This is a genomic window from Streptomyces sp. NPDC013157 (assembly GCF_042899865.1).
Classification (GTDB): domain Bacteria; phylum Actinomycetota; class Actinomycetes; order Streptomycetales; family Streptomycetaceae; genus Streptomyces.
On record NZ_JBIBAK010000009.1, the window covers coordinates 170779 to 189958 of the forward strand.

The following is a 19180-nucleotide window of genomic DNA, read 5'->3' on the forward strand; positions in this document are numbered from 1 at the left end:
GCATGGGGACCAGTGTGCTCAGCCTGCGTATAGACGGGGAGCTGCTCGAACGGCTCCGGTGTCATGCGGCGAAAAGAGGAATGAGCGTCCAGGACTACGTGGTCCGGACGCTCATTCGGGACGACTTCGACGAGCGGTTCTCGGCCGCCGTCGAGGAGACGGAGAGGTTCTACGGCGACCAGGTGAAGGTCACCTGACCCCGGGAGGTCACGTGAGGCCGAGGGCCGGCATCAGGTAGTAGAAGGCGAACACCGCCGAGACCACGTACATCGCGACCGGGATCTCCCTGGCCCGGCCGGCCGCCAGGCGCAGCACCACGAAGGTGATGAAGCCCATGCCGATGCCGTTCGTGATCGAGTAGGTGAACGGCATCATGACCATGGTCACGAAGGCCGGGATCGCCAGCGTGTAGTCGGACCAGTCGATCTCCTTGATCGACCCGGCCAGGATCAGGAAGCCGACCGCGAACAGCGCCGGGGTGGCCGCCTGCGACGGGACCATCGTGGCGACGGGGGTGAGGAACAGCGCCACGGCGAACAGGCCGCCCGTGACGACGTTGGCGAAGCCGGTGCGGGCACCCTCGCCGACGCCCGCCGTCGACTCGACGAAGCAGGTGGTGGCGGAGGACGAGCTGGCACCGCCGACCGCGACCGCGACACCGTCGATGAAGAGGACCTTGTTGATGCCCGGCATGTAGCCCTGGGCGTCGGTCAGCTTGGCCTCGTCGCTGACGCCCATGATCGTGCCCATGGCGTCGAAGAAGCAGGACAGCAGGACCGTGAAGACGAAGAGGATGCCGGTCAGCACGCCGACCTTGCCGAAGCCGCCGAAGAGGCTGACCTTGCCGAGCAGGCCGAAGTCCGGGGTGGCGGCCGGGTTGCCGGGCCACTTCGGGACGGTCAGGCCCCAGGTCGTCACGTGCGCGACGGCGTTGATGACCAGCGCGAGCACGGTCATCGCGACGATCGAGATCAGGATCGCGCCGGAGACCTTGCGGACGATCAGCGCGAGGGTCAGCAGCACGCCGAGCACGAAGACGAGCACCGGCCAGCCGTTGAGGTGACCGTCGGCGCCGAGCTGGAGCGGGACGGTGGTCTGGGCGACGTCCGGGATGCGGGTGACGAAGCCGGAGTCCACCAGACCGATCAGCATGATGAACAGGCCGATACCGATCGAGATCGCCTTGCGCAGGCTGTAGGGGACGGCGTTCATCACGCGCTCGCGCAGACCGCTGGCGACCAGCAGCATCACGACGATGCCGGCCAGCACCACCATGCCCATGGCGTCCGGCCAGGACATCCGGGGGGCCAGCTGGAGCGCGACGACGGAGTTCACGCCGAGGCCGGCGGCGAGCGCGATCGGGACGTTGCCGATGACGCCCATCAGCAGCGTCGTGAAGGCCGCGGTGATGACCGTGGCGGTGACCAGCTGACCGTGGTCGAGCTGGTGGCCGTACATGTCCTTCGCGCTGCCGAGGATGATCGGGTTCAGCACGATGATGTACGCCATCGCGAAGAACGTGGCGAAGCCGCCGCGCACCTCGCGGGCCAGGGTGCTGCCCCGTTCGGAGATCTTGAAGTAACGATCCAGCGCGCCGTACGCGGGGGTCGCACCCGGCTGTTCGGGGGCGGGGGCCTGAGTGGAAGCCGGGCTCGACATTGTAGGTTCCTACGATAAGAAGTAGTCAGACACAAACGGTTTCAGTATGAACGTATGATGTCTAGATCGCTATCTCCGCGCGTAGACCCTTGGGGTGCGTATGCTGAGCGCCATGGCGAAGTGGACCCCCCAGCACGAGGCACCGGAGCCCCTCGAGGGCCCTGTCGTCCCGACGATCATCGGCGGCACGATCATCTGGTTCGTCCTCTTCCTCGCCCAGCTCCCCTTCTACGGCTGGTACTCCGACCACGGCCACACCTGGTGGATCTGGACCTGCCTGGCCGGCGGCGGCCTCGGCCTGATCGGCGTGTACTACGTGAAGCGACGCGACGCGGCGATCAAGGCGCACCGGGCGACGGCCGAGTAGGGCATCACCGCGAGGCCGGCCAGAAGCGCCCCCTCGGGCGCCGGGCGGAACCGAAGGGAACACACGCCGGGCCTCGCGCCCTCGAACACCGGACGACCCGACGGGAACGCGGAGCAGGACTCGACCGTGGACGCCGGGGCGGCCGGAGGGTCGGCCCCGCTTTTCGGGGGGCCGAGTCGGGCGGGCGGGTGGGCAAAGGGTCCCGGTGTCTACAACCTGCGCACGACTTCGGTCCTCCCCTGGTCGGATCTTCCGGGCACTCGGCAGGTGAACGCGCAAATCCGCACGTACCGTCGAATGCATGCAGCACATCGACGCGGGCGCCGAGCTCGACCCTGTGCATCCCGTACCGTTGCCGGCGCCCGTGCGGGCGACCGGCCTGACAACCGCCGAGGTCGCGGAGCGGGTCGCGCGCGGCCAGGTGAACGACGTACCGGTCCGCAGCAGCCGCTCGTTCGGCGAGATCGTGCGCGCGAACGTCTTCACCCGGTTCAACGCGATCATCGGCGTGCTGTGGCTGATCATGCTGGTCGTGGCGCCGATCCAGGACAGCCTGTTCGGCTTCGTGATCCTCGCCAACACGGGCATCGGCATCGTGCAGGAGTGGCGGGCGAAGAAGACCCTGGACTCGCTCGCGGTGATAGGCGAGTCGCGGCCGACCGTGCGCCGGGACGGGGCCGCCGTCGAAGTGAGTACGAGTGAGATCGTGCTCGGCGATCTGATCGAGATCGGTCCCGGCGACAAGATCGTCGTGGACGGGGTCTGCGCGGAGGCCGACGGCCTCGAGATCGACGAGTCGCTGCTCACCGGTGAGGCCGACCCGGTCGTCAAACACCCCGGCGACCAGGTGATGTCGGGCTCCTTCGTGGTGGCCGGCGGCGGCGCCTTCGCCGCGACGAAGGTCGGCCGGGAGGCCTACGCGGCCCAGCTCGCCGAGGAGGCGTCCCGGTTCACGCTCGTCCACTCCGAGCTGCGCTCCGGTATCTCGACCATCCTCAAGTACGTGACCTGGATGATGGTCCCGGCCGCGATCGGCCTGGTCGCCACGCAGCTGGCCGTGAAGAACAACGGCCTCAAGGACGCCGTCGCCCGCACGGTCGGCGGCATCGTCCCGATGGTCCCCGAGGGCCTGGTCCTGCTCACCTCCGTCGCCTTCGCGATCGGCGTGATCCGGCTCGGCCGCCAGCAGTGCCTGGTCCAGGAGCTCCCCGCGATCGAGGGTCTCGCCCGGATCGACACCGTCTGCCTCGACAAGACCGGCACCCTCACCGAGGGCGGCATGGACGTCACCGAGCTGCGGGCGCTGGACGGCGTCGACGAGACGTACGTACGCAAGGTGCTGGGCTCGCTCGGCGAGTCCGACCCGCGCCCCAACGCCTCCCTCCAGGCGATCATCGACGCCTACCCGGACAGCGAGGACTGGCGGTGCGTGGAGTCGCTGCCCTTCTCCTCCGCCCGCAAGTACAGCGGGGCGACCTTCAGCGAGGGCGACGGGGAGCTGAGCACCTGGCTGCTGGGGGCGCCGGACGTGCTCCTCGGCGCCGACGACCCGGCACTGGCCGAAACCGTTCGCCTCAACGAGCAGGGACTGCGGGTGCTGCTGCTCGCCCGCGCCGACCGGGACCTCGACGACCCGGGGGTGGCGCAGGGCGCCGAAGCCACCGCGCTGGTGGTCCTGGAGCAGCGGCTCCGCCCGGACGCCGCGGACACCCTCCGCTACTTCGCCGACCAGGACGTCCGCGCCAAGGTCATCTCCGGTGACAACGCGGTGTCCGTCGGCGCCGTCGCGGCGAAACTCGGCCTCAGCGGTACGACGGTGGACGCACGCCGGCTGCCGGCCGAACGGGACGGGATGGCCGAGGCACTCGACTCGGGCACGGTCTTCGGACGGGTCACCCCGCAGCAGAAGCGGGAGATGGTGGGCGCGTTGCAGTCGCGCGGGCACACCGTCGCGATGACGGGCGACGGCGTGAACGACGTACTCGCCCTGAAGGACGCCGACATCGGTGTCTCGATGGGCTCGGGCTCCGAGGCGACCCGGGCGGTCGCCCAGATCGTCCTGCTCGACAACAGCTTCGCCACGCTGCCCTCGGTGGTGGCCGAGGGGCGGCGGGTGATCGGCAACATCACCCGGGTCGCCACGCTGTTCCTGGTCAAGACGGTGTACTCGGTGCTGCTCGCGTTGCTCGTGGTCTGCTGGCGGGTCGAGTACCCGTTCCTGCCCCGGCACCTGACGCTTCTGTCGACCCTGACGATCGGCATCCCGGCCTTCTTCCTCGCCCTGGCGCCGAACAAGGAACGGGCCCAGCCGCACTTCGTCCGCCGGGTGATGCGGTACTCGATCCCGGGGGGTGTGGTGGCCGGCGTCGCGACCTTCGTGACGTACCTGGTCGCCCGCCACCACTACACGGGGACCGGGTCCCTGGACGCCGAGACCAGTGCCGCGACCCTGACCCTGTTCCTGGTCTCGCTGTGGGTGCTGGCGATCATCGCGCGGCCGTACACCTGGTGGCGGGTGGCGCTGGTGGCGTCGATGGGCGTGGCCTTCGTGTTCGTACTGGCCGTGCCGGCGCTGCAGAGTTTCTTCGCGCTGAAGCTGGTGGGGGTGGCGATGCCGTGGACTGCCGTCGGCGTGGCCGTGGTGGGGTCGGCGGTGCTGGAGCTTCTTTGGAAGTGGGTGGAGCGGAGGTTCCCGGTGTGATGCGGTCTGAGGGGACTGCGCGGGCCCGGTGGGGGCTGGTCGCGCAGTTCCTCCCCCAGCCTTCGGCCGGGGGACCCCCAGCGCCCCCTACGGGGCGCTGCCCCTGAGGGCGCTGCCTACTGCACGTCGACGTAGTCGCCCGTGGCGCTGACCGCCGGGGTCGTGGTGGTGCCGGCGAAGGAGTAGCGGTAGTAGCCGTCCACCGTCGCGGTGGTCGTCGTCTTCAGGGCGCCCGTGGAGGACGTCTTGATGGTCTTCAGCGTCGTGTAGGTGCTGGAGCCCTTCTTGCGGAACTGGAGCTTGACCGACTGGCTCCCGTAGCCCGCGTACTTGCCGGTGTCCCAGTTGGCGCGGGTCAGGGTGCCGGTGACCGTGATCGTCTTGCCCTTCTTCACCGGCTCTGGGGCGGCGTTGACGGTCAGCTTGGACGCGCGCTGGACCAGGGTGGTGGCGAGGCCGCTCTGGTCCTTGTAGCCGACCTTGCTCAGGTCGGGGTTGGACAGACTCTGCCCGTTGAAGGCGACGGCCTCGGCGGCCACGTTCCAGCTGCCGGCCCAGACGCTCTCCAGGTCGCCGTCGGCCGGGTGGATGTTGATCTCCCCGGCGCAGGTGGCGGTGGTCGAGGAGGTGGCGGTGCAGGTGGCCGAGTCGGCGTCGCCGTACAGCTCGGGGGCCGAGTCGCTGTAGGAGCCCTTGTAGAGGAAGGCGTCCGTGTAGAAGTCCTTCGCGGTGATGTCCACGTCGGCGCCGTGCGTCAGCTTGTACGTGTACTTGACGGTGACCTCGGCGGAGGTGCCGACCTTGATCGCCTTGGCGATCGAGACGTTGGAGAAACTGGCGTTCAGCGTGTACGGCGTGCCCGAGTCACCGACGGCCTGCGCGGCCGGGACTGCAAGGGCGGAGAGGGCCAGGGCGCCGGAGACGGCGGCCACAGTGGCACGAATGCGCATGAATTCCCCAGTGGGAACAGTGGGCGCGAGGCCCAAGTGATCTAGGGAGTCTGTTGACTCGGGTGATCAGATCCACGAGGGGTGAGCGAGGTTGTACGAGAGAGACGTAATCCGGCCAGATTTTGCTTCCTTTGCGACCGGATTACGTCTCCTTGGGATTACTCCCGGTGCCGCTACTTCACGTCGACGTAGTCACCCGTCGCGTTGACCGCCGGGGTCGTCGCGGTGCCGACGAAGGAGAAGCGGTAGTAACCGTCCACCGTCGCCTTGGTGGTCGTCTTCAGCGTGCCGGTCGAGGACGTCTTGATGCCCTTGACGTTCGTGTACGTGGTGCTGCCCTTCTTGCGGAACTGCAGCCGCACGGACTGGCCGGTGTAGCCGTGGTACTTGCCGTCCTCCCAGTTGGCGCGGGACAGCTTGCCGGTGACCGTGATGGTCGCGCCCTTCTTCACCGGCTCCGGGGCGGCGTTCACCGTCAGCTTCGACAGGCGCTGGACCTGGGTGCTGCCGAGGGCGCCCTGGTCGGCGTACCCGACCTTGGTGATGTCGAAGTCGGCGCTGGCCGGGTCCTGGCCGTTGTACGCGATGGCCAGGGCACCGGCGTGCCAGAGCCCGGCGTCGGAGTTGAACAGCTCTCCGTCACCCGGGTAGATGTCGATGTTCCCCTTGCAGCTGGCGGTGGTCGCCGAGGTGGCCGTGCACTTCGCCGGGTCGTCGCCGATCAGGAAGTTGGCCGGGTCGTCGTAGGAGCCCTTGTAGATGTAGGCGCCCGAGAAGAAGTCCGCGGCCGTGATGTCGACATCGGCGCCGTGGGTCAGCGTGTAGGTGACCGACGTGGCGACGTGCGCGGTCGTACCGACCTTGACCGCCTTGGCGATCTTGACGTTGGAGAAGGTGACGTCCATGGCGTACGGAACGTCGTCGTCCGCGGTGGTGGCGGTGTACGCGGTCTTGCCGGACGCCGAGTGAGCGGCCGCGAAGAGCTTCGCCGCGTCGGTACCGAAGGACGAGCCGCCGGCGGCGTGCGCGGCCGGCATCGCGAAAGCGGAGAGTGCCAGGGCGCCGGAGACGGCGGCCACAGTGGCGCGTGTGCGCATGCGTTCCCCCATGGAAGTGATCGGGGAGTCTGGATGACTCGCCCGATCAGACCTCCGCCGGAGAACCAGGGTTGTACGGGATTTGAAAGTTCTGCGCTGAATCTGTGGCGGGTGGGTTCTGTCGTACGGCTGCTCAGTCGAACCAGCGGTCCCGCGCCAGCTCCTCCGTCCGGGACGGGTCCTCCAGGAGGGCCGCCACCTCGAAGCGGCGCGGCCACTGGCCCGCCGCCCAGGCCAGACCGGCCGCCACGCCCTCCAGGGTCGCGGCGTGCAGGACGCCGTCGCCGGTGAGGCGCCAGTCGATCTCGACGCCGTCGACCACCAGTTCCTCGTGCTCGACGTACGTCTGCGGAGTGCGCGGGCCGAGCAGGACGTGCACCGCATCCGGGACGTCGTGCTCCGTGCCCTCCGAGTCGACCGAACCCGTCACCGACTCGCTCAGCCGCCGCACCTGGAACAGCTCGGCCAGCTCGGCGGCCCGGGACGGCCGTACGGGGAGCAGGGGGACACCGGAGGTGAAGGGCAGGAGGTCGGGCGAGTCGACGACCACCGCGTCCGCCGCGTCCACGACCTCCACCCGGCCGTCGGTCACCGCCCGCACCTCGTCGGGAAGGGTCACCTGCTCCGGGTCCAGGTCCGCCAGCGCGCCGTACAGCGCGTGCAGCTGGGCGCCGCTGACAGAGCGGTCCGGGTCGGCGAGGCGGTCGAGCAGCTCGGCGGCACCGCCCGGCTCGTCCAGCAGGGCGGCCACCGAGGTCCGTACGCCCAGCGCGCGCAGCACCTGCTCGTCCTCGAAGCCGGTCGCGTCGGCCTCCTCGTAGAGGCCGCGCAGCAGCGGGTCGCCGCCGGCCGCCAGCAGGCCGGCCGGGCGGCGGCCGTCGAGGACCGGGTGCCCGCGCAGCCACCACGCGGTGTACGGCCGTACGACCTCGTGCGTGCCGTCGGGCAGCAGGATGCGGACCGGCTGGGTGAGGGCGTCGCGCAGCGGCGGCTGGGCGAGCAGGGCGAGGGCCTCGGGCCAGCGGTCCTCGTCGACGAGGTCCAGGTCGCGGACGGCGATCAGCTCGGTGGCGACCGGCGGCACGGGGGTGTCCGGGAAGCGGTCGAGGATGTCCTCGCACCAGACGTCGACGGCGTCGAGGAGGCCCGCGTCGTCGGGTTCCGCGAAGTCGCCCTCGCGGGGCTCCAGCTCGTCCGGGTCCAGGACGACGTCGGTGGCGCGGACGAGCGCGAAGTTCGCGAGCACCCCGCAGGCGGCGAGCGGTCCCTCGCCCCACTTCTCGGCCAACTCGGCGTCCACGGAGGCCAGTTCGCCCTCCCTGATGACCCGGGCGAAGGAGCTGCCGGGGAAGACCAGTTCACCGGCCGGGGCCAGCTCGCCGTCCTCGTCGGGGAGTGCCAGCGCGCCCAGCCACGGCTCGTCACCGGGCTCAAGACCGGCGTCCCGGACCAGCGCGAGCACGGTCTCCGCCAGCTCCTCGGCGTCCGGGGCGTCCTCCTCCCAGAGCGCGCCCCCCTCGTCGTCGAGCGAGGCCGCGACCGCGGCCCGTACCTGCGGGGTGGTGAGGACGGCGCGGGGGCTCGCGGGCAGGGCGCCGAGCTTCTCCAGGAGCGGGTGGGCGGCGTCCTGGTGGGCGACCTTGAGACCGAGCCGGGCCAGCACCTCGGGGTCGATGGCGGCCGCGTCCGCGGTGGGGAGCAGAACCTGCCGGGGACCGATCGTGGTCCGCCCGTCCGCCAAGGGCACCGGCAGGCCGGAGAGCCGGTCCGGGTCGACGCCCGCGAGGCTGTCGTAGAGCCGCCACCACCAGTCCGGGTCCTTCTCCAGACCGGCCAGGCGGTCGACGGCGTCGGCGAGCGGCAGCCGGGCGACGGACAACGTCCGCAGCTCGACGCGGCGTTCGAGACCGGCGGGCAGCAGCGTGGGCAGCACCTCGGCGAGGACCCGGACGGTCTCCGCCCCCGCCCCCTCCACGATCTCGGCGTCACGCGGCCGCAGCGCCTCCGGAAGGTCGGAGTCGTCGCTCTCCACGGCGGGCGGCAGGAACGCGGTGCGTGGCAGCCGCTCCAGGATCGCCTGGCGCAGCGCGCCGTCCAGCTCGCCCTTGCCGAGCGGGCCGGGCACCAGGTGGATGATCCCCTCCCCCACCGGCCGCCAGTCGGCGAGGAGTTCGGCGTACGCGTCGGCCGCGCGCTGCACCAGGAAGTCGGTGAGCGGGCCGGGGGCGGCGTGCCGCCGGGTGGTGTCGAGGGGGAAGGAGGCGATGAGCAGGGCGGGCACGCCGAGCGGCTCGTCGCTGGGGGTCGGGGCGTGCACGACGGCGGCGGTGCGCGGCCGGTCGGGGGCGCCCTGCGCGTCCGTGGGCACGGCCCAGGTCAGCGACCAGTGCGGCCGCAGCCGCTCCTCGACCGGGCGGTCGGCGAGCAGGTCGGGGGTGAGCGGGCCGTGCGCGGAGACGGTACGCCAGCGGGTGGTGCCCTGCTGGGAGTCCTCCACGACGGTGAGCGCGCCGTCGGTGCGGCGGCGCAGGGTGCGTACGGTGTCGGCGGTCTCGACCACGACCTCCTCCAGCCCGGGGAGGGCGAGGAGCACGGCGTCGTCCACGGCGTCGAGGAGGCGCTCGGCGAGATCGGCGGCCGCGGTGTCCCTCAGCGGCAGGATCACGACCGTGTCGTACGGGTCCGGGGCGGTGCCCTCGGCGGCGAACGGCAGCCGGAGCAGCGGCACATGGCCGTCCCGGCGGCGGATCTCGTCCCCCAGCCCCGGGCTGTGCCGGGCGGTCTCCTCGGCCAGCTCCCGCCCCTCGGCGAGGGACCAGCGCACCCCGCCGTGCCGCCCCACTACCGCGGGTTCGTCGGTCACGGCCAGCACGGCGGCGAACCCGACGCCGAACCGCCCCACCGCCCCTTCGCTGTCCCCCCGCTTCGCGGAGGCGCGCAGGGTGGAGAGGGACTCGACGCCGGCCGCGTCCAGCGGGGCGCCCGTGTTGGCGGCGAACAGGACGCCGTCGCGGAGGGTGAGCCGGAACCGTCCGGGCACACCGGCCCGTGCCGCCGCGTCCGCCGCGTTCTGCGCGAGCTCCACGACGAGCCGGTCCCGGTACCCCCCGAGGACCAGGTCCTCCTCGGCGTTCGCGTCCTCCCGGAACCGGGCGGGGCTGGTGGCCCAGGCGTCGAGGACACCGCGGCGCAGGCGGGCGGTGCCGAAGGGGTCGGCGCCCTCGGCGGCGGGCCGCACGAACTTGCTCACGTTCACTCTCCAAGTCGACGTGAGGACGAAGGTACCGCGCGCCGGGGGGTCGCCCGTCCGCCCAGCCGACTCGCCTGGCCGAGAAACGAACGACTGGTCGCGGCGCCAGGCGCTCGGCGGCTGCGGGAGCTGTCCCAGGGGGCGGCCCAGGGGGCGGCCCAGGGAGCTGTCCGGCACCCCCGAGCGGCACGGGGCGGTGCGCAGCGCGCGTCCACCGCCGCACGGGCGCGACCGGCCACGAGGGCGCCGCGGGCGACCGACGACACATCGCGGCACATCGCGGCACCATCCGACCGATCGCCCGACCCGACGCCCCGGGCCGATTGCCGCCCCCGAGGCTGCCGTACCTTGGCGCCCAGAATCGGGCTCGTCGGCGCGTTGGTGGCTGGGTGGCGCGTCTCCTCGACCTGCCCGATGGAGACATCGTCCTGTGCACCGGCGGCCCCTTGGGCACAGCCGTCGGCCAGACCGTCTCAGGCGCCCTCGCCGAGTTCCACGGCACGCAGGGCGCCCTCCTGACCGCCCTCACGGCGGCGGCCGGCAGGCTCCTGCTGGCGGCCGGGGACGGTCTCCGGCACCGCCGTGGCAGAAGGCCCGCAGCCCGGAAACGCGGGCGTCGGTCGCGAGGGACGCCGCCCGCTGAAGAAGGACGAAGAGAAGAAAGCACCCCCACCAGGGCCGCTCCCGCGAGCGAATATGCCCAAGTGGGCCGTATTCGAGGCAGGTTGTCGGCGAGGGCCTGCCCCCCCCCAGGAAGAGAACCGCTTCCCGATGGATACGGAAGACCCTGGTGCGCACCCAGCGCGCACTCCTGCGCCCAGCCCCGCGCTGCCGCCAGGAAGCACCCGAACCGGGGCCCGGCGGGTCCACGTCGTCCAGGCCACGTACCCGGGCCTCTGAGCCGCCCGCACATCGCGGGCGGCTCGGCCGAAGCGGTGTCGGCTACGAGTGGCCCAGCTCCGCCGACGTCTCGTCCTCCGTCGCCGGTACCGAACCGGAGTCGGAGGCGGGGCGGAGGGGGAAGGGGTCGACCCTCGTCTCGTCGATGACCGGCGGGGCCGGCTGGGGCGGCTTCGGCATGACCGCGGCCTCCGAGTGGCCGCCGCAGCCGTAGGAGAGGGAGACGACCCGGCCGTCGGCCGGGGAGAACTCGTTGGCGCAGACGCCGAAGGCCTGGCCGAGGGAGCCGCCGATGGGGGTGAGGAAGCCGCAGCTCACGCAGGTGGCGGGGGCCGCCTGGGCCATGGGGGTCTTGGCGCCGTACGCATCCTCCCAGCGGTCGGCGGCGATGTGCAGGCCGTAACGGGACAGGACCCGGGCGCGGCGCATGCCGAGTTCCTCGGCGACCGAGGCGATGGTGCCGCGGGAGGGGACCGTCGGCAGGTGCGCGGGCGTGCCCGCGGTGACCTCGGCGTCCTCCGCCTCCGCCAGCTCCTCCATCTCCGCCGAGATCGGGGAGTTCGGCTCCGGTCCGTCCTCGCCGGTGTAGCCGGGCTCCAGGCGGAGGTCCTCGGCCTCGGTGGGCAGCAGGTCGCCGGGGCCCATGTCGCCGGGGCGCAGCCGCTCGCTCCACGGCACCCACTCGGGGGCGAGGAGGGCGTCGGGGCCGGGGAGGAGGACCACCTCGTCCAGGGTGACGACCTTGGCGCGGGAGGCGCGGGCCACCGTCACCGCCCAGCGCCAGCCGCGGTACCCCAGTTCCTTGCACTCGAAGAAGTGCGTGACCACGCGATCGCCCTCGGCCACCGCTCCGGCGTGCTCGCCGACCACCCCCGGTGCGGCGGCCTCCTCGGCGGCCCCACGGGCGAGGTCGACGGCCTCGGCGCACAGACGGTCGGGGGTGCGGCTTCGCGTTGTCGCTGCGCTCACAGGTATCGCTTCTCTCCTACGCCGTCTCACGAGTGCGGTTGCCTCCGGCGGTGGGGCGGACGGAGCGGACCTGTGGGCCGCATCGACGTCCGCGTCCGATCGCGCTCGGGCGCACCTATGCCATCCATTCTGCTTTATGGCTGAGATACGCACGCTACCCCGTCGCCGGTGGTGGGGGACAGTCCGGCGTGCGAGCGGGGTGGGGGAGAGCCGACGGGGGTGGGGTGGCGGAGCGTTTCGGAGTGCGGGTGGGGGGTGCGTTTCGGGGGCGCGGGTGGGGGCGTGTTCTGAGTGCGGGTGGAGGTGTGTTCTGGGGTGGTGGCCGGTTGTGGGACGGGTACGGGTGGGTGGGGGCTGGTCGCGCAGTTCCTCCCCCGGCCTTCGGCCGGGGGTACCCCCAGCGCCCCTGGCCGGGCGCTGTCCAGCCGCGTCCCACCCGGCTGCGGGCAGGCGTGCCGCAGGACGACACGGGTGGGCGCAGCGGCACCCGGCCAGCGCCGGTGAGCGAACCCCCCTGCCCCCGGCGTCCCTGCGACTCGCTTGGTCACAAAGTGCACTAGGAACTGCACTCTCAGGGCACTATGAAGCACGTGGCAACCGCGAGGTCACCCCAACGCACCGTCGGGGTCGGTAGCGGTGCGGGCCGGATGCGCGGTGCCGTCCGCTCGGTCGGCCGTGCCCTGCACCTGCCGGTGACCGGTACCGCCCGCGGCATCCGCAAGGCCACCCACGCGCACGGCGCCGGCGAGTCCGGGCTGGGGAAGCTGATCGAACTGCATGCGGTCAACGGCGCGGGGGACGTGATGATCACCGTCGCGCTCGCCTCCACCGTGTTCTTCTCCGTGCCCACCGACGAGGCCCGCGGCCGCGTCGCGCTCTACCTCGCCATCACCATGGCGCCCTTCACCGTCCTCGCCCCTGTCATCGGCCCGCTGCTCGACCGGCTGCCGCACGGCCGGCGGGCCGCGATGGCCGGTGCGATGCTCGCCCGGGCGCTGCTCGCGCTGATCATCGCGGGCGCGGTGGCCGGCGGCGGCCTGGAGCTGTATCCGGCCGCGCTCGGGGTGCTGGTCGCGTCGAAGGCGTACGGCGTGGTGCGCAGTGCCGTCGTGCCCAGACTCCTCCCGCCCCGGTTCTCGCTGGTGAAGGCCAACTCGCGGGTGACCCTCGCCGGGCTGCTCGCCACCGGGGTCGCCGCCCCGGTCGGGGCCGGGCTGCACGCGATCGGCGACCCGTGGCCGCTCTACGGCGCCTTCGTGATCTTCGTGGCGGGAACCTTTCTCTCCTTCTCCCTCCCCCCGAAGGTCGACTCCGCCAAGGGCGAGGACGTGGCGCTGCTCGCCGCCGACGAGGAGCACCTGCACGGCCCGCTCCGCAAGGAGACGAGGCGGCCGGGACTGCGGACGGTCGGGCCCGCCGTCACCCACGCCCTGGGCGCCAACGCCGCGCTGCGGTGCCTCTCCGGCTTCCTGATCTTCTTCCTGGCGTTCCTGCTCCGCGAGCACCCGCTGACCGGCGAGAGCGCGGCCGTGTCGCTCGGGATCGTCGGGGTCGCGGCGGGCGCCGGCAACGCGCTCGGTACGGCCGTCGGGTCGTGGCTGCGCTCCCGGGCGCCGGAGATCATCATCGTGGCGGCGGTGGCCCTGGTGCTCGGCACGGCGATCGTCGCGGCGCTGTTCTTCGGCGCCTTCCTGGTGGCGGTGCTGGCGGCGATGGCCGGTTTCGGGCAGGCGCTGGCCAAGCTCTCGCTGGACGCGCTGATCCAGCGGGACGTGCCGGAACTGGTGCGCACGTCCGCGTTCGCGCGCTCGGAGACGCTGCTCCAGGTGGCCTGGGTGTTCGGGGGCGCGGTGGGCATCGTGATGCCGCTGAACGGCACCCTGGGACTGGTGGTCGCCGCCGCGATCGTGGCGGCCGGCTGGCTGGCCACCCTGCGCGGCCTGCTCAGCTCCGCCCGGCACGGCACCCGCCCGCGAGTGGCGTAACGAACCGGGCACGCCGTACCCCACATGGGGAGACGGCCCGGAGCGCCCGATAGCCTTCGGCCATGACCACGCTGCAATCCCGCTCGCGACGCCGCCGCGTCGTCGCCGCCGCCGGCGCCGTTTCCGCCGGACTGCTCGTCCTGTCGGCCTGTGACAAGCCGACGCCGATCGCCACGATCACCGTCGGTACGAACTCGGTCAACTCCGAGGCCACCTGCTACAACGACGGCAAGGCCCTGGACACGGAATCCCTCACCAAGTGTCTGAAGGACACCGGGATCAAGTCCATCAAGGTGGACCCGGACGACACGGTCCGCTTCGGCGTCGACCCGAAGATCGCGGACAACGGCTGGACGATCCTGATGAACGGTCAGGCGCTCACCGACTCCAGCACCAAGACCTACCGCACGATCCCGGGCAGCGTGTTCTTCAACGCCCAGTACGGCGCCTCCGGCAACTCGACCCTGGTCTCCATCAAGGAGGGCGACAAGTCGGTGCTGGGCCTGTGGTCCTTCAAGCTCAAGAAGGACGCCTGACCACGTCCGCCGCGCGGATCCTCGTAGCCACCGCGGTCCCGGCGGAACGGGACGCGGTGGCCCGGGCGTTCACCCGTCCGAAAGAGGTACGGCTGCCGGCCGCGACGCTGCTGCGCACCGCCGGGGGGTACGACCTCCTCGCCGCCGGGGTCGGTCCGGCCCTGGCCGCCGCCGGCACGGCGACCGCCCTCACCGCCGCCGCCCTCGACGACCGCCCCTACGCGCTGGTCGTCTCCGCCGGGATCGCCGGCGGTTTCCAGCCGGAGGCCCCCGTCGGCTCCCTGGTCGTCGCCGACGAGATCACCGCGGCCGATCTGGGCGCCGAGACGGCCGAGGGGTTCCTGCCGGTCACCGAACTGGGCTTCGGCACCGTCAGTCACCGCCCACCAAATTCACTCGTACGAGTTACAGCTCAGGCCACCGGAGCCCGCCCTGGAGCGGTACTCACCGTCTCCACGGTGACCGGAACCGCCGCCCGCGCGGCCGCACTGCGGACCCGGCACCCGGGCGCCCTCGCCGAGGCCATGGAGGGCTTCGGCGTCGCCGAGGCGGCCGCCGCGCACGGCGTGCCCGTGCTGGAACTGCGCGCGGTCTCCAACCCCGTCGGCCCCCGCGACCGTGCCGCCTGGCGCATCGGCGACGCCCTGGCCGCCCTGACCGAGGCCTTCGGGAAGCTCGTGCCCGCCCTGGAGAGTTGGAACGCACATGACCACCGCTGACCCGTTGCGCATCGCGTACTCGCCCTGCCCGAACGACACCTTCGTCTTCGACGCCCTCGCCCACGGCCGGATCCCGGGCGCGCCCGCGCTCGACGTGACCTTCGCGGACATCGACATCACCAACGGCATGGCCGAGCGCGGCGAGTCGGACGCGCTGAAGGTGTCGTACGCCGTGCTGCCGTACGTCCTCGACGAGTACGCGCTGCTGCCCTGCGGGGGCGCGCTGGGGCGGGGCTGCGGGCCGCTGGTGCTGACCCGGGAGGCCGGGACGGACCTGACCGGCCGTACGGTCGCCGTGCCGAGCGAGAAGTCGACGGCTTACCTGCTGTTCCGCCTCTGGGCCGCCGACACCCTCCCCGGTGGCGTGGGCGAGATCGTCGTCATGCCGTTCCACGAGATCATGCCGGCCGTGCGGGACGGGAAGGTCGACGCGGGGCTCGTGATCCACGAGGCGCGCTTCACGTACCAGAACTACGGCCTGCACAAGCTCGCGGACATGGGCGAGCACTGGGAGAACACGACGGGCCTGCCGATCCCGCTGGGCGCGATCATCGCGAAGCGCTCGCTGGGCGCCGAGGCGCTCACCCGCCTCGCCGACTCGATCCGTGCCTCCGTCCACGCGGCCTGGGACGATCCCGAGGTCTCCCGGCCGTATGTCATGGCGCACGCCCAGGAGATGGATCCGGCCGTCGCCGACCAGCACATCGGTCTCTACGTCAACGAGTTCACCTCGGAACTCGGCGAGGACGGTTACGCGGCGGTGCGCGGACTGCTCACCCGCGCGGCTGCCGAGGGACTCGTCCCGCCCCTCGGCCCGCACGCACTCGATTTCCCCTAGAAAAACGCACGGGACTTACCCGCTTCCGAGAGGCATATGCCTCTCGCACGGCTACACGTCCAGCTGGTCCGCGACCGCGCGCAGCAGCCCGGCGATCTTCGCGCCGGCGGCCTTGTCCGGGTAACGGCCGCGCTCCAGCATCGGCGTGATGTTTTCGAGCAGGGTCGTCAGGTCCTGCACGATCGAGGCCAGCTCGTCCGGCTTCTTGCGCTGGGCGGCGGCGACCGACGGGGTGGGGTCGAGCAGGACCACGGACAGCGCCTGGTCACCGCGCTGACCGGCGACGACGCCGAACTCCACGCGCTGGCCCGGCTTGAGTGCGTCGACCCCGTCGGGGAGAACCGAGGAATGGACGAAGACGTCACCGCCGTCGTCGCGGGAGAGAAAGCCGAAGCCCTTCTCGCTGTTGAACCACTTGACCTTGCCGGTAGGCACGTCTGTCCTCGTCCTCGTATCTCGTCGGAAACTGCTCGGAAAACTTCTGAATGCAACAGCTCTGGAACGGGCCTTGATAGCACTCGGGCGGGTCGACCACGACCCGCCGGTACCAAGGCTAATGGTCTTCGGGCGCGTGACAAGACGTCGCCCGGTTGTTCCTTCGGGCAGGGAACTACCCTGGTCGAGTGCGTGACAAAACCCAAGCGAATTCCGCCGGGCCCGGTGACCGACTGGTCCGTGCCGGAGCCGTGGTCTTCTTCATCGGTACGGTGGCCACACTCGTCACCGTGATACCGCTGTTCCTCGGTGCGAAGCCTTTTCCGACGTACATGTACCTGCTGAGCATGCTCATGGGCGTCGGCTTCCTGGTCGCGGCCGCCGGAGTGCTCCAGTCGGTCGCGGCCGGACGCCGTCAGGCGCGGGAGGCGTCCTCCCGGTAGCCGGCCAGCCAGGCGGGCAGCTCGGTGAGGTCGGCGAGCACCACGTCGGCGCCGGCCGCGCGCAGTTCCCCGGCGTCACAGGGCCCGGTGGCGACCGCCACCGACAGGGCTCCCGCCTTGCGTGCCCCGCGTACGTCTCCGACGTGGTCGCCGACGTACGCGCCCGCGGCGTGCTCGCGCAGCGCCACCGCCTTCTGCTCGGCCCACAGGTCGCCGACGACGGCGTCCGGGACTATGCCGAGGTGGCCGAGGTGCAGCTTCGCGTTGGGCTCGTACTTCGCGGTCACCACCACGCTCTTCCCACCGGCGTCCCGCACGGCCGCGATCGCCTCGCGCGCACCCGGCATGGCGGGCGTCGCCGCGATGGCGATCTCCGGATACATCGCCCGGTACAGATCACTCACCTCCGCGATCCGCTCGGCCGGAAACCAGTGGACCAACTCCTCGGCAAGCGGCGGCCCCAGCCGGGTCACCGCCAGATCGGCGTCGATGTACGTCCCGGTCCGCTCGGCGAGCGCCAGGTAGGTGGCGTGAATTCCGGGACGGGAGTCGATGAGCGTCATGTCGAGATCGAAACCGACGGTGAGGGGGCGAGGAGTCATATGCGCCATTGTGCAGGGTGGGGGGACGCCGGGGGCGGGGGCTGAGGTGCGCGGGGAACGCTGGCGCTGGTGGGGGCTGGGGCCGGGGTGGGGACGCTTACCGGCGCCGGCCGGAAAGAAACGGCCGGGGCAGCGCCCCTTCCGGGGCGCTGGGGGCACCCCCGGCCGAAGGCCGGGGGAGGAACTGCGCGACCGGCCCGCAGCCGCCCGACAACCGGCCACCCCACCCCTGCCGCGATCTTCGCGACCACACCGCACATGGACGGCCGAGGCCAGGCGCAACGCCCCGTCAGGGGCACTGGGGGTACCTCCAGCCGCCCGACAACCGGCCCCCCTGCCGCGCCGGACCTCCCCTACCGCGCCTTCTGGGACCGCCACACCACATACACGGCCGAGGCCAGCGCAGCGCCCCGTACCACCCACGGCCATGTCTCTCCCACCGCACCGCTCATCTGGCCCTGGGCGATCGGCGCGCCCCACCGCCCCGCGCTGCGTCCCCACAGCCACACCAGCCCGGCCGCGACGGACAGCCCCGGTACCCACATCACCGCCAGCTTCGTCTCCGCCGGGGTGAGCCGCCGGGAGCCGTAGGCGATGGCCCAGCCGAGGACGAGCGCGAACCAGTTGCCGAGGACCGCGCCCACCACGAGCGCGGCGGCGGCGAGCAGGAGGAGGGGGTTGCTCCAGCCGGTGGCGGGGCGGGGGACGACGCGGAGTCTGCGTCGTCCGGACGGCGCGGCCTCCTCCACGGCGGGGGCGGCCTCCTCCGGCTCGTCCTCCGGCGGCTCCGCCTTCCGCAGCCGGGGCCTGCTGAGCAGCTCCGGGATCTCCACCCCGCCGACGAACCCCGGCACGCCGTCGCCGTCCCCGAACGGGCTGCTGTCCACCCGCCACCAGTCCGGCGGCGCCGCCGCGCCGTCCGGCTCCGCGGGCCGGGGGCGGGGTACGACGCGCCGCAGGTCCTCGGCCGGTGCCGCGGGCTCCGCGTCCCGTTGGACGGGGACCGCGCCCGACGGCGCCTGCGGTGCGGCGCTCGCCGTCGTACCGCCCGCCGCCTCGACGACCTCGTCGGGCGTGCCCAGCCGGTCCAGGATGCGCCGTACCGCGGCCGGGCTGTCGACGGTCGCCTTCGCCCGCTGCCGGTCGATGTCGTTGCGCAGCCCGGAGACCAGTCGCATCCGCTCGGCCGACGACAACTGGCGCTGGTGCGCGATGTCCCCGACCCGGCTCAGATACTCGTAGACGACCTGATCGCTCTCGATACCCACGAAGTCCCCTCCGGGGCCGGTACGTTGCCTTGGATTACCCCGCCGGAACGACGGTAGCGCAGGCCACGGCTCATGTCGGCCTGCACACCAGCGGGTAGCGGGTCTCGGAGCAGGGGCGGTTGCCGTACTCGCGCAGGATGTCCTTGCCGTCCTGGTCGGTGAGGTGGCGCAGGAAGGCGGCGATGGAACCGGCGGGCGGTTCGCCATAGGTGCAGGCGTACTCGGTCTGCCGGTACGGGTAGGTGCCCTGCTCGACGCCTTCGAGGGTGGGCGGCATGCCGCCGACGTCCAGTCCCCCGAATCGCCGTGTCCACCGCGTTGTTGACATCGCGCGGCGGTCAGGGAGCCCAGGGTGACGACCGGGTGCCGGGTGTTGCCAGAGGTGCCGTGATCCTCCCCCTGAAATCCATTCGCCGGACATCTCCGCAACGTTCCGTTCGCCCCGTGGCTGCCCCTTACAC

General features: G+C 71.9%; 17 protein-coding genes. 8 read left to right on the forward strand and 9 right to left on the reverse strand.

Features of this window, described 5'->3' with window-relative positions; translation table 11 throughout:
• Window positions 1-2: 2 nt before the first annotated feature.
• Window positions 3-197, forward strand: a complete 195-nt coding sequence (locus ACFY6U_RS26340) for a ribbon-helix-helix protein, CopG family (protein ID WP_293989037.1) — start codon at window positions 3-5, stop codon at window positions 195-197.
• A 10-nt stretch (window positions 198-207) separates the two neighbouring features.
• Here ACFY6U_RS26340 and ACFY6U_RS26345 read toward each other — a convergent pair whose 3' ends face one another.
• Complete coding sequence (locus tag ACFY6U_RS26345) at window positions 208-1659, reverse strand: NCS2 family permease (RefSeq protein ID WP_390042051.1); 1452 nt, start codon at window positions 1657-1659, stop codon at window positions 208-210.
• A gap of 112 nt (window positions 1660-1771) precedes the next feature.
• On the opposite strand from ACFY6U_RS26345, the gene ACFY6U_RS26350 reads away from it, so the two are divergent.
• Together ACFY6U_RS26350 and ACFY6U_RS26355 are read left to right on the forward strand one after the other, a co-directional pair.
• The gene (locus ACFY6U_RS26350; RefSeq protein WP_293989033.1) at window positions 1772-2026 is read left to right on the forward strand and encodes a DUF2530 domain-containing protein; all 255 of its coding nucleotides are present in this window, start codon (window positions 1772-1774) and stop codon (window positions 2024-2026) included.
• Window positions 2027-2327: 301 nt separating this feature from the next.
• Window positions 2328-4727 carry an HAD-IC family P-type ATPase gene (locus ACFY6U_RS26355; RefSeq protein WP_390042053.1) on the forward strand — a complete coding sequence of 800 codons (2400 nt, stop codon included), beginning with the start codon at window positions 2328-2330 and terminating at the stop codon, window positions 4725-4727.
• Window positions 4728-4843: 116 nt separating this feature from the next.
• Here the strand turns inward: ACFY6U_RS26355 and ACFY6U_RS26360 are convergent, their stop codons facing one another.
• From ACFY6U_RS26360 to ACFY6U_RS26375, 4 genes are all read right to left on the reverse strand, one after another.
• Window positions 4844-5677 (reverse strand): hypothetical protein, encoded by an 834-nt coding sequence (locus ACFY6U_RS26360; protein WP_390042055.1) that lies wholly within the window; start codon window positions 5675-5677, stop codon window positions 4844-4846.
• Between the two features lie 173 nt (window positions 5678-5850).
• Entirely contained in the window at window positions 5851-6774 is a 924-nt protein-coding gene (locus ACFY6U_RS26365; protein WP_390042057.1) for a hypothetical protein, read from the reverse strand.
• Between the two features lie 133 nt (window positions 6775-6907).
• Complete coding sequence (locus ACFY6U_RS26370; protein ID WP_390042059.1) at window positions 6908-10024, reverse strand: sacsin N-terminal ATP-binding-like domain-containing protein; 3117 nt, start codon at window positions 10022-10024, stop codon at window positions 6908-6910.
• Between the two features lie 942 nt (window positions 10025-10966).
• The gene (locus ACFY6U_RS26375) at window positions 10967-11893 is read right to left on the reverse strand and encodes a DUF3027 domain-containing protein (protein ID WP_351484279.1); all 927 of its coding nucleotides are present in this window, start codon (window positions 11891-11893) and stop codon (window positions 10967-10969) included.
• A gap of 647 nt (window positions 11894-12540) precedes the next feature.
• Between ACFY6U_RS26375 and ACFY6U_RS26380 the strand changes: the two genes are divergently transcribed.
• The 4 genes from ACFY6U_RS26380 to ACFY6U_RS26395 all read left to right on the forward strand — a co-directional run bounded on the left by ACFY6U_RS26380 (window position 12541) and on the right by ACFY6U_RS26395 (window position 15971).
• Window positions 12541-13878 (forward strand): MFS transporter, encoded by a 1338-nt coding sequence (locus tag ACFY6U_RS26380; protein ID WP_390042431.1) that lies wholly within the window; start codon window positions 12541-12543, stop codon window positions 13876-13878.
• A 62-nt stretch (window positions 13879-13940) separates the two neighbouring features.
• The gene (locus ACFY6U_RS26385; protein ID WP_351484281.1) at window positions 13941-14414 is read left to right on the forward strand and encodes a DUF2771 domain-containing protein; all 474 of its coding nucleotides are present in this window, start codon (window positions 13941-13943) and stop codon (window positions 14412-14414) included.
• A complete protein-coding gene (locus ACFY6U_RS26390; protein WP_390042061.1) occupies window positions 14384-15133 on the forward strand; it encodes a futalosine hydrolase in 750 nt (249 codons plus the stop codon). Before ACFY6U_RS26385 ends, ACFY6U_RS26390 begins: the two co-directional genes overlap by 31 nt.
• Window positions 15120-15971: a 1,4-dihydroxy-6-naphthoate synthase gene (locus tag ACFY6U_RS26395; RefSeq protein WP_351484284.1), complete on the forward strand. Its 852-nt coding sequence runs from the start codon at window positions 15120-15122 to the stop codon at window positions 15969-15971. Before ACFY6U_RS26390 ends, ACFY6U_RS26395 begins: the two co-directional genes overlap by 14 nt.
• Before the next feature lie 51 nt (window positions 15972-16022).
• Here ACFY6U_RS26395 and ACFY6U_RS26400 read toward each other — a convergent pair whose 3' ends face one another.
• Window positions 16023-16406 carry a cold-shock protein gene (locus ACFY6U_RS26400; protein WP_093501504.1) on the reverse strand — a complete coding sequence of 128 codons (384 nt, stop codon included), beginning with the start codon at window positions 16404-16406 and terminating at the stop codon, window positions 16023-16025.
• A 188-nt stretch (window positions 16407-16594) separates the two neighbouring features.
• Between ACFY6U_RS26400 and ACFY6U_RS26405 the strand changes: the two genes are divergently transcribed.
• On the forward strand, window positions 16595-16849 hold the full coding sequence (locus tag ACFY6U_RS26405; protein ID WP_093501502.1) for a hypothetical protein: 255 nt from the start codon (window positions 16595-16597) through the stop codon (window positions 16847-16849).
• Here the strand turns inward: ACFY6U_RS26405 and ACFY6U_RS26410 are convergent.
• From ACFY6U_RS26410 to ACFY6U_RS26420, 3 genes are all read right to left on the reverse strand, one after another.
• Entirely contained in the window at window positions 16822-17451 is a 630-nt protein-coding gene (locus ACFY6U_RS26410) for an HAD family hydrolase (RefSeq protein ID WP_390042063.1), read from the reverse strand. The genes ACFY6U_RS26405 and ACFY6U_RS26410 overlap by 28 nt on opposite strands.
• 353 nt (window positions 17452-17804) lie before the next feature.
• Window positions 17805-18719 carry a hypothetical protein gene (locus ACFY6U_RS26415; RefSeq protein ID WP_390042065.1) on the reverse strand — a complete coding sequence of 305 codons (915 nt, stop codon included), beginning with the start codon at window positions 18717-18719 and terminating at the stop codon, window positions 17805-17807.
• Between the two features lie 70 nt (window positions 18720-18789).
• On the reverse strand, window positions 18790-18996 hold the full coding sequence (locus ACFY6U_RS26420; RefSeq protein WP_390042067.1) for a hypothetical protein: 207 nt from the start codon (window positions 18994-18996) through the stop codon (window positions 18790-18792).
• Window positions 18997-19180: the final 184 nt, after the last annotated feature.

Excerpts from the sequence above, each read along its gene's own strand:
- ACFY6U_RS26340 (WP_293989037.1), top strand. The coding sequence starts at position 3 with ATGGGGACCAGTGTGCTCAGCCTGCGTATAGACGGGGAGCTGCTCGAA.
- ACFY6U_RS26380 (WP_390042431.1), top strand. The coding sequence starts at position 12,541 with ATGCGCGGTGCCGTCCGCTCGGTCGGCCGTGCCCTGCACCTGCCGGTG.
- ACFY6U_RS26385 (WP_351484281.1), top strand. The coding sequence starts at position 13,941 with ATGACCACGCTGCAATCCCGCTCGCGACGCCGCCGCGTCGTCGCCGCC.
- ACFY6U_RS26365 (WP_390042057.1), bottom strand. The coding sequence starts at position 6,774 with ATGCGCACACGCGCCACTGTGGCCGCCGTCTCCGGCGCCCTGGCACTC.
- ACFY6U_RS26350 (WP_293989033.1), top strand. The coding sequence starts at position 1,772 with ATGGCGAAGTGGACCCCCCAGCACGAGGCACCGGAGCCCCTCGAGGGC.
- ACFY6U_RS26395 (WP_351484284.1), top strand. The coding sequence starts at position 15,120 with ATGACCACCGCTGACCCGTTGCGCATCGCGTACTCGCCCTGCCCGAAC.
- ACFY6U_RS26345 (WP_390042051.1), bottom strand. The coding sequence starts at position 1,659 with ATGTCGAGCCCGGCTTCCACTCAGGCCCCCGCCCCCGAACAGCCGGGT.
- ACFY6U_RS26410 (WP_390042063.1), bottom strand. The coding sequence starts at position 17,451 with ATGACTCCTCGCCCCCTCACCGTCGGTTTCGATCTCGACATGACGCTC.
- ACFY6U_RS26360 (WP_390042055.1), bottom strand. The coding sequence starts at position 5,677 with ATGCGCATTCGTGCCACTGTGGCCGCCGTCTCCGGCGCCCTGGCCCTC.
- ACFY6U_RS26355 (WP_390042053.1), top strand. The coding sequence starts at position 2,328 with ATGCAGCACATCGACGCGGGCGCCGAGCTCGACCCTGTGCATCCCGTA.
- ACFY6U_RS26420 (WP_390042067.1), bottom strand. The coding sequence starts at position 18,996 with ATGCCGCCCACCCTCGAAGGCGTCGAGCAGGGCACCTACCCGTACCGG.